The 13,622-nt window shown below is 41.8% G+C and carries 10 protein-coding genes; 7 read left to right on the top strand and 3 right to left on the bottom strand.

All coding sequences use genetic code 11. The features are described from left to right. The first annotated feature begins 202 nt into the window (after positions 1-202). The 4 genes from MAF46_RS01590 to MAF46_RS01605 all read left to right on the top strand — a co-directional run bounded on the left by MAF46_RS01590 (position 203) and on the right by MAF46_RS01605 (position 5,604). Positions 203-1,168, top strand: coding sequence for an ABC transporter substrate-binding protein (locus tag MAF46_RS01590; RefSeq protein WP_004130648.1), 966 nt, complete (start codon positions 203-205; stop codon positions 1,166-1,168). 112 nt (positions 1,169-1,280) lie between these two features. Continuing rightward, positions 1,281-2,156 (top strand): amino acid ABC transporter permease, encoded by an 876-nt coding sequence (locus MAF46_RS01595; RefSeq protein WP_101896603.1) that lies wholly within the window; start codon positions 1,281-1,283, stop codon positions 2,154-2,156. Between the two features lie 81 nt (positions 2,157-2,237). Further along, on the top strand, positions 2,238-4,145 hold the full coding sequence (gene glmS, locus MAF46_RS01600; protein WP_060786024.1) for a glutamine--fructose-6-phosphate transaminase (isomerizing): 1,908 nt from the start codon (positions 2,238-2,240) through the stop codon (positions 4,143-4,145). 16 nt (positions 4,146-4,161) lie between these two features. Beyond that, on the top strand, positions 4,162-5,604 hold the full coding sequence (locus MAF46_RS01605) for an extracellular solute-binding protein (RefSeq protein WP_060786034.1): 1,443 nt from the start codon (positions 4,162-4,164) through the stop codon (positions 5,602-5,604). A 63-nt stretch (positions 5,605-5,667) separates the two neighbouring features. Here the strand turns inward: MAF46_RS01605 and MAF46_RS01610 are convergent, their stop codons facing one another. Beyond that, positions 5,668-6,438: a type III pantothenate kinase gene (locus MAF46_RS01610; protein ID WP_060786023.1), complete on the bottom strand. Its 771-nt coding sequence runs from the start codon at positions 6,436-6,438 to the stop codon at positions 5,668-5,670. Positions 6,439-6,889: 451 nt separating this feature from the next. On the opposite strand from MAF46_RS01610, the gene MAF46_RS01615 reads away from it, so the two are divergent. Further along, positions 6,890-8,653, top strand: a complete 1,764-nt coding sequence (locus MAF46_RS01615; protein ID WP_060786022.1) for a glycoside hydrolase family 13 protein — start codon at positions 6,890-6,892, stop codon at positions 8,651-8,653. Between the two features lie 104 nt (positions 8,654-8,757). Here the strand turns inward: MAF46_RS01615 and pdxT are convergent, their stop codons facing one another. Both pdxT and pdxS read right to left on the bottom strand, forming a co-directional pair. After that, positions 8,758-9,357, bottom strand: coding sequence for a pyridoxal 5'-phosphate synthase glutaminase subunit PdxT (gene pdxT, locus MAF46_RS01620; RefSeq protein ID WP_172539732.1), 600 nt, complete (start codon positions 9,355-9,357; stop codon positions 8,758-8,760). A 22-nt stretch (positions 9,358-9,379) separates the two neighbouring features. Further along, positions 9,380-10,315: a pyridoxal 5'-phosphate synthase lyase subunit PdxS gene (gene pdxS, locus MAF46_RS01625; RefSeq protein ID WP_004113518.1), complete on the bottom strand. Its 936-nt coding sequence runs from the start codon at positions 10,313-10,315 to the stop codon at positions 9,380-9,382. Positions 10,316-10,773: 458 nt separating this feature from the next. On the opposite strand from pdxS, the gene MAF46_RS01630 reads away from it, so the two are divergent. Both MAF46_RS01630 and MAF46_RS01635 read left to right on the top strand, forming a co-directional pair. After that, complete coding sequence (locus MAF46_RS01630; protein ID WP_060786021.1) at positions 10,774-12,474, top strand: ABC transporter substrate-binding protein; 1,701 nt, start codon at positions 10,774-10,776, stop codon at positions 12,472-12,474. Between the two features lie 166 nt (positions 12,475-12,640). Next, positions 12,641-13,609, top strand: a complete 969-nt coding sequence (locus tag MAF46_RS01635; RefSeq protein WP_060786020.1) for an ABC transporter permease — start codon at positions 12,641-12,643, stop codon at positions 13,607-13,609. Positions 13,610-13,622 lie beyond the last annotated feature (13 nt).

Below are 13,622 nucleotides of genomic sequence, written 5' to 3' on the forward strand. Positions count from 1 at the left end.
AATTAAGGCATTTTGCGTAAAATCATGAATAATTTATGGCTGTGGTGTTTGCTGCAGCCTTTTTATTTTGATTAGCACTATTATTCAAACAATTTTACGCAAAGAATATCTTGCGCAATGTTTAGCGTGTTTGTGTAATAACAAACATAGTGTAAAGTTGTTCATTGTTTGAATATTCCATCCAATTTATTCGGAGATTAGTATGAGTGATGCATGTTCTTCATGCGAATCAAACTCGCATAGTAAGAACGGCGTTCGCGTATCTCGTTGGCTAAGATTTGTTGCTGCGTTTACGTCGCTATCTTTACTAGGATTTTCCAGTGCTTGCGGAACAAGCGATGCGGTTGGGCCAGATCCTCTTTTAGCTCGCAGCTACGACGTTAATCGTATTAAAAAAGATAAAAGTATTGCTGCAATGTTGCCAAAAAAGCTTGTTGAAAGTGGCGAGCTTGTAATGGGTACTAATGTTGGATATGCGCCAGCAGGATTTTATGCTAGAGATGGAAAAACGGTTGTAGGCTACGAAATAGACTTAAACAAAGCGCTAGCAAAATTGATGGGATTAAAGCTTCGCATTGTTCACGCGCCATTTGACGCGATTTTGCCATCTGTTGGAAGCAAATTCGATATTGGAGTTTCGGGATTTACAGTTAGCAAAGAGCGAGAAAAGTCGGTTGATTTTGTAACGTACGCGGATGCTGGTTTGCTTTTTGTTGTTAGAAAAGGCAATCCAACAAATGTGAATCTTAACGACTTATGCGGTAAAAAAGTCTCTGTGCAAGTTGGAACAACAAGCGAAACTCAAATGTATGACGCAAGAGATGTTTGTAAAGTAAGTCGCAAAGCGCCATTAGACGTTCTTGCGTTTAGAGAGCAAACGGATGCTACGACTGCAGTGGTTGCAGGCCGCGCAGATGTTATGTATGCAGATACTCCTGTTTCTAGTTTTGCGATTGAGCAAACGGACGGCCAGTTGGAGCCATTGGGTAAAAGCCGCGATAAAGCTCTTATGGGCATTATTGCTCAAAAAGGAGATGCTCAGCTTGTAGAAGCAATAAAAGCTGGTATTGAAAAGCTAATACAAACGGGCGCGTATCAAGAAATAATGAAGGCGTGGGGTGTTGAAGACGTTATGATTAAGCACCCAGAAGTAAATCCAAAAGTGTGATTCCTGTGTGATTTGCCTTGCTAAATGCTTTATATGAATGCTTTATATGATTGATTTAGCTATTTAATATTCGCTAGTAGAAACTTTGTATGCTTAGAGTAGGATTAAAAACATGAGTGCTAAAAATAACAACAACGAGCGTATTTTGCCAGTCAAAAAACCTGGACATATTATATCTGGCATTATTGTTGCGATTCTAGCGTGTGCTCTTGTGTATTCAATTGCTACGAATCCTAGATTTGAGTGGGCAATCGTTTGGAAATACATTTTTAACGAGAATGTTCTTGCTGGTATTGGTTGGACTTTGTTGTTGACTTTGCTTTCTATGGTTATTGCGATTGTTTTGGCTGTTTGTTTGGCTATGATGCGTAAGAGTGTTAATCCTGTTTTGCGTGGTGTTAGCTGGTTCTTTATTTGGTTTTTCCGTGGTACGCCTGTTTATACGCAGCTTGTTTTTTGGGGTATGTTTGCGGTTCTTGTTCCTAAGTTGAGTTTGGGTATTCCGTTTACGTCTGTTGAGTTTTTCTCGATTGATTCTAATGTTGTTATGACTTCTTTGAATGCTGCTGTTATTGGTTTGTCTCTTAATGAGGCTGCGTATTTGTCGGAGATTGTTCGTGCTGGCTTGGAGGCTGTGGATGCTGGTCAGGTTGAGGCTGCTCAGGCTTTGGGTATGGGTAGGTCTTTGACTATGCGTAGGGTTGTTTTGCCTCAGGCTATGCGTATTATTGTTCCGCCTTTGGGTAATGAGACTATTGGTATGCTTAAGACTACGTCTTTGGTTTTGGCTGTTCCTTTTACTTTGGAGCTTCAGTTTGCTACTAATGCTGTTGCTAATCGTATTTATAAGCCGATTCCTCTTCTTATTGTTGCTAGTGTTTGGTATTTGGTGATTACGTCTGTTTTGATGGTTTTGCAGGTTATGTTAGAAAAGCATTTTGGCAAAGGATTTGAAGCAAAAGCAGATAGCATTCATAGCAACAGATAGCAGTAATTGCAAAACATAATTCAAAACATAATTGCAAAACATGTAGAAACACACACGTTTTATAACGTAGAATAGAAGATTATGTGTGGAATTGTTGGATACGCAGGTTTTGGCACAGTTTGCGCAAAGCCTTTAGAAGTTTGCTTAAACGGATTAGAACGCTTAGAGTACAGAGGCTATGATTCGTCTGGTGTGGCTCTTGCTGCTCCAGGAATGGATTCTATATGTGTTCGCAAAAAAGCTGGTCGCTTAGCTGTTTTAAGAAAAGATATAGCCGAAAATCCAATGCCAGATGCGAGCGTTGCAATAGGCCACACGCGTTGGGCTACAAATGGCGCTCCATGCGACTTAAACGCGCATCCTCATGTTAGTGCAGACGGAAAAATCGCCCTTATTCACAACGGTATTATTGAAAACGCTATTAGTCTTAAAGAACAAATGCAAAAAGAAGGCATAGAGTTTTCGTCTCAAACAGATACGGAAGTTGCAGCAAAAGCGCTTGGAAAAATCGCGAATCAAATAATTGAAGAAACTGGTAAGCCAGATCTTTTTGAAGCAATAAGACGAGTTGCAAAAATTCTTAAAGGAGCTTTTACTCTACTTGCAGTGGACGTTAGACAGCCTAATATTGTTGCTGCTGTTCGCCATGATTCGCCACTTGTAGTAGGTGTTTCAAATAACGAGTATTTTCTAGGCTCCGATGTTGCTGCTTTTGTTCAATACACAGATAAAGTGCTTGAAGTTGGTCAAGATCAAGCTGTTTTAATCGGAGATATAGAAGGAAACAAAAAAGCGCAGCTTTGTCTTACAGATTTTGACGGCAATGAGATTAAAAATCCTAGCTATTTTACAGTAGACTGGGATGCTTCGGCAGTAGAAAAAGGCGGATGGGATTCCTTTATGGATAAGGAAATCCACGAAGATCCGCATGCTGTAGCCGATACTTTGCGCGGGCGATTTGACGCAAAAGGGAATATTATTCTTGACGAAGTTAGGATTAGTCAAGATGTTTTGCGATCAATCGACAAAATAATAGTTGTGGCTTGTGGAACAGCAAGCTACGCAGGATTAGTTGCAAAATATGCGATTGAACATTGGGTGCGTATTCCAGTAGAAGTGGAGCTGGCTCACGAATTTAGGTACAGAGACCCGATTTTAACGCATAGAACGCTTGTTGTAGCAATTTCGCAGTCTGGCGAAACAATGGACACGTTAATGGCGTTAAGGCATGCGCGTGAGCAGGGTAGTCGCGTGCTGGCAATATGCAACACTCAAGGTTCGAGTATTCCGCGAGAATCGGATGCTGTACTTTACACGCATGCGGGACCGGAAATCGCAGTTGCTTCTACAAAAGCATTTGTTGCACAAATCGTAGCTGCATACATGCTTGGCCTTTATTTGGCTCAAGTCAAAGGAACAATGTACAGGGACGAGATTCAGCAAATCGTGTCTCAGCTTAAAGAAATGCCATCTAAAATCCAAAACGTTTTAGATACACAAACGGATTCAATAATGCAAGCTGCAAAGCGAACAATGGATGCAAAATCGTTCTTGTTCCTTGGCAGGCATGTTGGCTACCCAGTGGCGCTAGAAGGTGCGTTAAAGCTAAAAGAGATTGCGTACACGTTTACAGAAGGCTTTGCTGCAGGAGAGCTAAAGCACGGCCCGATTGCTCTTGTAGATAAGGGAGAGCCAGTTGTTGTGATTGTGCCATCTTCTAGAGGCAGAGACGTTTTGCACGCTAAAGTGATATCGGGAATCGAAGAAGTTAAGGCTCGTGGAGCGTTTACGATTGCGGTTGCAGAAGACGGCGATCCAGACGCTGAGCGTTACGCAGATATTGTGTTCTGGCGTCCTAAGTGTCCAACATTGCTAAGCCCTCTTGTAGATGTTGTAGCATTGCAACTTTTTGCTATGAATATGGCAAAGCTTAAAGGCTACGACGTTGATAAGCCTAGGAATCTTGCAAAATCCGTAACTGTGGAATAGCAATACAATGAGTGTTATGAGTGCAAGAAGACCGCACAAAAATCGCAAGCAGATTGCTGACTATTTTGTTAGGCGCATAATAACTGCTGTTTTATGCGTTTTTGTTGTTGTTTTTTGTGCGTCATGCGGATCTGTTGATTCTAGAACAAAAATCACGGTGTGGTCTTGGGAGCCAAGCATGAAGCGGATTGCTGCAGATTTTGAGAAGCAAAATCCAGATATTCGCGTTAGTGTTAAAGACACAAGTGGGTATAGCAATCTTAATAGCGCTATTCAAGATGGCTATGGCATGCCAGACGTTGCTCAACTTGAGTACTATGCATTGCCACAATACGCTGTTAGCGGTCAGCTTCTAGACATTACAGATAGGGTACAAGGAACTCAAACATTTTACACGCAAGGATCATGGTCTTCTGTGCAATTAGGAGGCCGAATATACGGTTTGCCAATGGATTCAGGGCCTTTAGCGTGGTTTTATAATCAAGATGTGTTTAGCCAAGCAGGTGTGGATGCTACACAAATTCACACTTGGAAAGACTACATTCATGCAGCAAGAAAGCTAAAAAATATTGGCGTTTATATTGCTGCAGATTCTGGAGATGCTAGCTTTTACAACGCTATGATTTGGCTTTCTGGCGGACATCCGTTTATAACTTCGCACGACGGAAAAACTGTTACTGTTCGTTTAAGTAAAGATAAAGGAACAAAAGACTTTACAAACTTTTGGCAATTAATGATTGACGAAGACTTAGTGGACACAAGGCTTACAACGTGGACTCCAGCTTGGAAGAGCGCTGTTGGTTCTGGCAATGTTGCTTCCGTTTTTGCTGGAGCATGGATGACTTCGCTTTTAATGCACGATATTCCAGGCGGAGCAGGGCTGTGGCGTGTTGCAAGAGTTCCAACAATGGATGGCAAAAATCATAATGCGCAAATGGGCGGATCTGCGCTAAGTGTATTGCAATCTAGCAGGAAGCCAGAAGCTGCAATGCGTTTTGTTGATTTTGTTTGCCACAATCAACAAGGTATTAAAGAGCGCGTTAGTTCGGGAGCGTTCCCAGCAGATGTTGTAACTCTTAGAGATAGCGCATTTTTGAATAAGACTACTGTTTTGGATTCTAGAGGAATTAAAGTGCCATACTTTGGCGGTCAACGCTTTAATAGAGTTTTTGCGGATGCAGCACAGCATGTGTATACGGGGTACAAGTATTTGCCATTTGAAGTATATTCGCGTAGTGATTTTCGCTCCACAGTTGGCTTAGCTTACGATTGGAATCGAAAGTCAAAAGCGCGATTAAATACTAAAGCTATGATTGATGCTGGAATTAAGCAAGATGACGGAAAAGATTTTGTTCTTCCAGACGACCCTGGCCCTAAGATTCGACTTAAAGATGGAATCGCGCTTTGGAAAAAAGACTTAAAAGAATACGGGTATAATCAAGGTTTTGTTGTGCGATAATTATTCGCTAAGACTATTCGCTAAGACCATGCTCTTTAAGTTTGTAATCTAAAGGAAAAGTCGCTAGCAACCGATTGTTCTTCTATAAATCTCGTACATTCCCTTAAAAATCAAATTTGGATCGTAGTAATCAATCGAATCAACGTCTTTTTCGAAAAGTCGCCCCAAGCCTCCTGTAGCAACAACCTTAAAAGGCTCATTTATCTCTATTTTGAATTGTTCAATTGTGCGCTCAATGCCTCCGAGGAAGCTGTAGTAGAGGCCAGCTTGCATAGCAGGACGAGTTGATTTTGCAAGAACAGATTTAGGGCGAGAAATCTCAACTTCTGGAAGCTGAGCAGTATTATCCCATAGAGCTGCTGCAGCCGAGCTGATTCCCGTGCAAATAAGTCCGCAAGTAATTGCTCCGCTTTTATCAACGTAGTTATAAGTGGTAGCTGTGCCAAAATCAATTACCAATGCTGGGCCGCCGTATTCGTAAAACGCGCCAACACAATCCGCTAAGCAATCTGCGCCCAAAGAGCGAGGCTCGTCAATCCTAATATTTACGCCAGTTTTTACTCCAGGGCCCACAATCATAGGGTCGATTTGCAAAAACTTAACAATGCTTGCGCGGAAAGAGTGCATAACTTTTGGAACAACCGAAGCAACAATAACATCTTCAACATCGTTTACGCTAAAACCGCTTAAATTAAGGAATTGCGTAATCATAATGCCGTATTCGTCGGAAGTGTGATTTGCTTTTGTAGTCATTCTATATGTGCCAACAATCTTGCCGTTATCTAAGAATCCAAGCACAATATTCGTGTTGCCAATGTCTACTGCTAAAAGCATATTCGCCTCCAGTGTGTTTGTTGTGTGTTGCCAAACTTAAGTATGCGCATCTTTAGAGCAATACTACATTAATGCTAAGTCGTTGCGTGCAATTGCAAGCTTTCTTTATTTGGTGTGTAGGAGGGCTGGGTGTTTCTTGTCTCACAACGCTCCGCCTCTTACGTGTAGTTTGTTGTTGCGGTTGTTCCGATTTGGCTTTGATTTTATTTTTGGTTTAAGTTTGTTTGTAGGCGTGAGTCATTGGATTATTTGATATCGGCTGCCGCTCTTATACTGTTCGACCAAGAATCACCCAGCCCTCTTACGTGATTGAACAATTGCGTATTGCTTAACCGCCTGAGATTCTCGATTTTTCTTGCTCTCTCGGCGAGTCACCATTAAAGTGTGGCGGTGTAGAAGAGTAGGTGATAAAGTCGAAAACAATGGCAGCGAGGCTAGAAAGGAAATGTAAATGATAAATCGTCATGCAATATTGCATAAGCCACTTTCTCAATACGCGTATTCTACGGCAGAGTATTGCTTAACAATTCGTTTGCGCGCGGCAAAGAATAATCTTAGTTTATGCGTTTTGCACTACGGAAATCGCGTTGATTTAACTCCGTTAGATCAGTTCCGCACGCTGAAAATGGAAAAGATTGCAAGCGACGATTACTTTGACTACTACGAAGCAAATATAAGCAGCGATTTAGATAGAGTTTGTTATTACTTTGAGATGCAAGATGCGGATGAACACTTGTATTTGTACGCCGATACTATTGCAGCTGATTTTCCAGAAGATCGTACAGAAGTCTACCAGTTCCCATTTATTCGCCGCGAAGAGATTAGCGACGTTCCGCGTTGGCTTAAAGAGGCTGTTGTTTATAACATTTTCCCAGATAGTTTTGCAGATTCTAAGCGTGGCATAAGTTGCACAGCAAAAGATTATTTTGATGAGAAAACTGGTCAAACATTGCACACTCGTTTGGGCGGAACAATTAGAGGCATAATCGAAAATCTTGATTATATTGAGGATTTGGGCTTTAATTGCTTGTATTTAAATCCTATTTTTACAGCTGCAGAATACCATCGTTACGATCTTCTTGACTACTATCATGTTTGCCCTAATTTGGGAACGGACGACGATTTTAGGGAGCTTGTTAGCGAGGTTCATAGTCGCGGCATGCACATAATTATTGACGGCGTTTTTAATCATTCTAGTTGGTATTTCTTTGCGTTTGACGATGTTGTTAAAAATGGCGAAAATTCGCGATACAAGGATTGGTTCTATGGATTAAAGTTCCCTGTTAAGCGCCCTAAAGATGGCGAGCGTCCAAACTATACGTGTTTTGCGTATGAGCGTAAAATGCCAAAGCTTAATACTTCTAATCCAAAAGTTCGCGACTATTTTATGGATGTTTGCCGCTATTGGCTTGAAGATTTTGATGTTGACGGTTGGCGTTTGGATGTTGCTAATGAGGTTGATAAAGACTTTTGGCGTGCCTTCCGCTCTGTTGCTAAAAAGACTAAAAAAGATAGTGTGCTAATTGCGGAGATTTGGGAGAATTCTGAGCGTTGGCTCCAAGGAGATATGTTTGACTCCACTATGAACTACGAGTTCCGCAAAGTTTGCCGCGATTTCTTTGCTTTTGGCAAGATTAATGCGCACGAATTTAATAGTCGATTTGTGGATATGCTTTTAAGATACCCATTCCCGATTGTTCAAGGTCAATTGAATTTGCTTGATAGTCATGACGTTAGTCGCTTTAGGAGCTTGTGTGCGCAAAATTCCGCGGATTCTGGCGATTCTTCCGCGGTGGATAAGCGATTCCGCTTGGCTGAGCTTTGCCTTCTTACATCTGTTGGAACTCCAAGCGTGTTTTACGGTGACGAGCTTGGTTTAGTTGGTTTTGAAGAGCGTGATTACCGCGCGGCTATGCCTTGGGAAAATCCTGTAAAAGATAATCGCGACTTGTTCCGCGAACTTATAAAATTGCGTAGAAGCAACGATTGCTTTGTTCATGGCAATTTTAGGGTTCTTGACTATGATGATCGCGGAAAATTTGTGTTTGCGCGAGCAACTGATTCTAAGCGTGTTGTTGTGGCTTTAAATGCGTTCAATGAATCTAATGATTCGTTTAGTTCTTTGCCTGATTGTGAGCCGATTATTAGCTACAATTATGATGCTCAAAATCATGCTCTTGGAGCCTTTGGATACGCGATTTTTGAGGTAAAATAGCGGTTTAATAGCGTTTTTTAATGGAGCATTAATAGAGTTTCATAATAAAAGTGGCACTTAAACAAGTGATTTAAGTGCCACATTTATTTACAAGTCTAAGATATTTACAAATCCAAGAAAAGCTGGTGTATTCTTGTGTCTTCATCAAGCTCTGGGTGGAAAGCTGTTCCGATTTGATTTCCTTGGCGAGCAGCTACAACGTTGCCATCTACAGTTGCAAGAGCCTCGGCATTTGAGTCAACTTGCGCAATATAAGGCGCGCGAATAAACGTCATTGGAACAGCTCCAAGATTGCCAAAATCAGAATTGCAATGGAAGCTTCCAAGCTGGCGGCCGTAAGCATTGCGCTTAACAGTAACGTCTAGCGTGCCAAATCCGCTAACTTCGTTTCCTTCCACGTTTTTTGCAAGCAAAATCAGCCCTGCGCAAGTGCCAAGAACAGGCATTCCGTTTGCAATTTTCTCGCGCAAAGGCTCAAGCATATTTTGCTCTTTAAGAAGCTTAGTTTGCACAGTGCTTTCGCCGCCAGGCAAAACAAGGCGGTCAAAAGATTGCTCCAAATCTCGCGCTTGACGAAGCTCAATAACGCGCGCGCCAAGCTTTTCTAGCATTAAACGATGCTCAAGAAAAGCTCCTTGAACAGCTAGAACGGCTACAGTGTGCGCGCAATTATTTGTGTTGATAGGTGAGTTTGCCAAAATAATTCGCCTCAATCACTCGTCTCAATTACTCGCCGCGGTTAGCCATTAAAAGCTTGATTTCTTGCTCGTTAATGCCAACCATAGCTTCGCCCAAATTCTCGGAAAGTTTAGCAATCATCTTGGCATCTTTGTAATTAGTAACAGCCTTAACGATTGCAGCAGCGCGCTTTGCTGGGTCTCCAGACTTAAAGATGCCAGAGCCAACAAACACGCCTTCTGCGCCAAGTTGCATCATTAAAGCAGCGTCTGCAGGGGTAGCAACACCGCCAGCTGCAAAGTTTACAACAGGAAGCTTGCCGTTTTGCGCAACATACTTTACAAGATCGAAAGGCACACGCAAAGTCTTAGCTTCTTCAAAAAGCTCATCCTCGCGCATGCTTGTAAGCTTACGAATTGCGGAATTCATCATGCGCATGTGGCGTACTGCCTGAATCACGTCTCCAGTTCCAGGCTCGCCCTTAGTGCGAATCATGGAAGCGCCTTCGTTAATCCTGCGCAAAGCCTCGCCCAAATCCTTAGCGCCGCAAACAAATGGAACTGCGAAATCGCGCTTGTTAATGTGGTAAACATCGTCTGCTGGGCTAAGCACCTCGCTTTCGTCAATGTAATCAATCTCAATAGCCTCAAGCACTTGCGCTTCTACAAAGTGACCAATACGGCATTTTGCCATAACAGGAATAGACACAGCCTCTTGGATTCCGTGAATCATAGCTGGGTCGCTCATTCTAGAAACGCCACCAGCTGCGCGAATATCGGCAGGAATACGCTCCAACGCCATTACAGCGCAAGCTCCAGAATCTTCAGCAATTCGCGCCTGCTCTGGAGTAGTAACGTCCATAATCACGCCGCCCTTAAGCATTTGTGCAAGCTGGCGATTTAGAGCAGTGCGGTCTTGGCTGCCGTTATTTTGCGGATCCGAGGATTCGTTTACTGTTACTGTAGTATTCAAGTTTTCTGCCATTATTCCTCGCTTTTTATTGGCGTTTTATTGGCGCATTTTGCATGCATGCTGTGTGTAACATCTTTATGCGTCTGTTATACATTTTTGCAAATATGCAAGCTATCGTATTGTTTTTTGCGCACGTTTGCAAGTTTACGTCTGATGGCATTTAACCACATTCATAGGATATGTGATTAGAATAACGTCAAATTTTTATAGAATCGTGTTAAATTTTTTACACAATGATGTCAAATTTTTGTAAAAACGCATAAATATCAATCACTTATTAATGATTTATAACCAAGTTTTTAGACTCGCCCTAGTTTTGATTGACTTACTAGCAAGCTACGATTGTATACGCCGTTGACTTTGTGTTGCAAGTGTTGCAATTAGACAAAGCAACGAGCTTAAACAATTAAATAACAACATAAACAACAATTAAATAAATGTATCTAATTCAATCCAGAAAGGTTTGTTGAATGGATAACAAAGAACCCAAAGATGGCGCATACTCTAAAGATGTGACCGATAAATTCTATGGGAAAGAAAACGAGCAAGAATCGCAAGAATCGCAAGAATCGCAAGCTGGCTCTAGCACAGATGCTTCGCTTAATAATGCGTCTAAAAGTGCGTATAAAACTAATAAGCGTGGTCTAGGAAAATTCTGGCTTGTTTCTGTAGCAATCGTAGTAATCGCAGTAGTTAGCGCGATTGTTGCAACGCTTACAGGTCCGCAAAAAAATCCTGCAAGTCAAACATCTTCTGCGCAAGTTTCAAATAAAACTGTGTCAATCGGATTAAAACTTGCTCCTACAAATCTTGATATTCGTAATCAATCTGGCTCTTCCTTGGAACAATTGCTGATTGGAAACGTGTATGAGGGTCTTGTAGCTAGGGATTCTAAAAATCAAGTTGTTCCTTCCCTTACAAAGAGTTGGGAAATAAGCAAAGACGGCTTAAAGTACACATTCCACATTCGTAAAGGCGTTGTTTTTTCTAATGGGAATAAGCTTACTGCAAAAGATGCTGAGTGGTCTTTTAACGAGCTTGTTGCAAAGAAATATCGCGGATCAAACATGGTTGGAAAAGTTGAATCTGCTAAAGCTAAAGATGATTACACGTTTGAAATCAAGCTTAAAGAGCCAAATGCAAAGCTTTTGTGGGCGTTGTGTTCTAGAGCTGGCTTAGTTTTCGATAAGCTTGCGAATTATGACGCTAAAACTCAAGCTGTTGGATCTGGTCCGTATTTGGTGGAGAAGTTTGTACCAAACGACCGAGTTGTGTTAAAGGTAAATCCGCGATACAAGGGAATTAATAAGGCAAAAACTCAAAAAGTTGTTGTTCGCTATTTTGTAGACGATGTTGCTGCTGTAAATGCGCTTTCTTCGGGGTCTGTTCAAGCTTTGGCGCCTATTTCGGGTCAGCTTGCTAAGCCTTTTAAGGCGGATTCAAAACGCTATGTTGTTAAAGCTGGAAACACTACCGATAAATTTGTGCTTGCTATGAATATGAATGGTGAGCGAACCAAAGATAAGCGTGTGCGCCAAGCGATTCGCTATGCGATTGACCATAAGCAAATTATTGCTTCGCGTGGAGGTACGGATGCTTTGCTTGGCGGACCAATTCCTTCTCTTGACCCAGGATATGAGGATTTAACTAAGATTTACGCGCATAATGTTAAGCGTGCTAAGTCGTTAATGAAGGAAGCTGGTTTTAGTGAGTCGAATCCTTTGCATCTTTCACTTACTTACCCGAATATTTATGGAACGCAACTTGGTGAGCAGCTAAGATCTCAATTACAGCAAATTGGCATTGATCTAAAAGTAAACGTTGTTGAATTTACTACTTGGCTTCACGACGTTTATACCAATAAAAACTACGATTTGTCTATGGTAGATCACAATGAAAGCCACGATTTTGGCCAATGGGCAGATCCTAAGTATTACTACGGTTACAACAATAAGCAGGTTCAGGATTTGTATGCTAAGGCAATGCTTTGCGCGAATATTAAGGAGTCTAATAAGCTTCTTGCTAAAGCTGCGCGAATCGTTAGCCAGGATGCTCCTGCAGATTGGTTGCTTAATTATAAAGTTGTTACAGCTAAGGTAAAGAACCTTGAAGGCATGCCTTTTGACATTAATCAGGTTCTTTTGCCGCTATACAACTTGCGACTTAAGTGATTTGGTCTAAATTTCCCGATTTTATAGCTTTAATTGGCATGTCGAGCAACAAAAAGCGCAAATAGCTCTAGCGCGATTATCCGCGCGAGCGATTTACCGAAAATGTTGCTCAAACTAGCTCGTAAAGCTACAAAATCGGGAACATTAAACTAAGTAAGGGGTTTGTATGAAGCGCATGATTCTTCGACGCATCGCGTTGTTCTTTGTAGCGCTGCTATTTATTTCTGCAATCGTATTTCTTGCTCTTAGAGTTTTACCTGGAGACGTTGCTCAAGTTATGGCTGGCTTAAACGCGCCAGATGGAAAAGTTGAGCAATTAAGACGCGATTTAGGATTAAACAAACCCCTTTTCGTTCAATATTTAGAGTGGATTTTTGGTGTTTTTAGAGGCGATTTTGGTGTTTCAATGCTTACGGGTCGTTCCGTTGCGTCCACTATTGCTATGCGTGCTAGCATAACTTTTCCGCTCATTTTTCTTGGACTTTTAATTGCGCTCGCAATTGGTATTCCTCTTGGATGCTTGCAAGTTTTTCATTCTGGCAAGTCTTTGCAAGGCTTTTTAAGGTTTTGTGCGATTGCAGGCGGATCTGTTCCTGCTCTTTGGGGTGGAATGATTTTAATCATGATTTTTGGCAGGGGCATTGGCTTAGTTGGGATTTTTCCTACTCAAGGTTTTCCAACAGACGGCTGGCGCGATTTTGGTAGCGCATTTTTGTCTTTGATTCTTCCGGCTCTAACAGTTGGCGTTATTGTTGGATCTGGTTTTATGCGTTACACTTCAGCATCATTAGAGCAGATTTCTAATAGCGACATTGCTTTGCAAGCTATGGCTTGTGGGATGACTAAAAAGCAAATGATTTGGCGAGTTGGCTTGCGATTAGCGTTGCCGCAGCTTGTGTCTGTAATCGGCTTGACTTTTGCACATATGATTATGGGCGTAATGGTTATTGAAAATCTGTTTTCGCTTCCTGGAATGGGTATGGGTCTTGTGCGCGATGTTGGCTTGCGAGATCTTATATCTGTTCAAGGCAATCTTTTTATGCTCTCTGCATTGTTCTTGCTTGTTGGGTTTGCGATTGACGTGTTGCATCGTTTGTTGGATTCAAGGCTTAGCCAAGATTCGAGTGGGGAGTGATTTAAGTGGGGGC

The sequence above is a fragment of the Gardnerella pickettii genome (assembly GCF_029226345.1).
Lineage (GTDB): Bacteria > Actinomycetota > Actinomycetes > Actinomycetales > Bifidobacteriaceae > Bifidobacterium > Bifidobacterium piotii.

Bases quoted from the DNA above. Each gene is read 5' to 3' on its own strand.
- MAF46_RS01630 (WP_060786021.1), top strand. From the start codon at position 10,774: ATGGATAACAAAGAACCCAAAGATGGCGCATACTCTAAAGATGTGACC.
- pdxS (WP_004113518.1), bottom strand. From the start codon at position 10,315: ATGGCAGAAAACTTGAATACTACAGTAACAGTAAACGAATCCTCGGAT.
- MAF46_RS01635 (WP_060786020.1), top strand. From the start codon at position 12,641: ATGAAGCGCATGATTCTTCGACGCATCGCGTTGTTCTTTGTAGCGCTG.
- MAF46_RS01605 (WP_060786034.1), top strand. From the start codon at position 4,162: ATGAGTGCAAGAAGACCGCACAAAAATCGCAAGCAGATTGCTGACTAT.
- MAF46_RS01610 (WP_060786023.1), bottom strand. From the start codon at position 6,438: ATGCTTTTAGCAGTAGACATTGGCAACACGAATATTGTGCTTGGATTC.
- MAF46_RS01595 (WP_101896603.1), top strand. From the start codon at position 1,281: ATGAGTGCTAAAAATAACAACAACGAGCGTATTTTGCCAGTCAAAAAA.
- MAF46_RS01615 (WP_060786022.1), top strand. From the start codon at position 6,890: ATGATAAATCGTCATGCAATATTGCATAAGCCACTTTCTCAATACGCG.
- MAF46_RS01590 (WP_004130648.1), top strand. From the start codon at position 203: ATGAGTGATGCATGTTCTTCATGCGAATCAAACTCGCATAGTAAGAAC.
- glmS (WP_060786024.1), top strand. From the start codon at position 2,238: ATGTGTGGAATTGTTGGATACGCAGGTTTTGGCACAGTTTGCGCAAAG.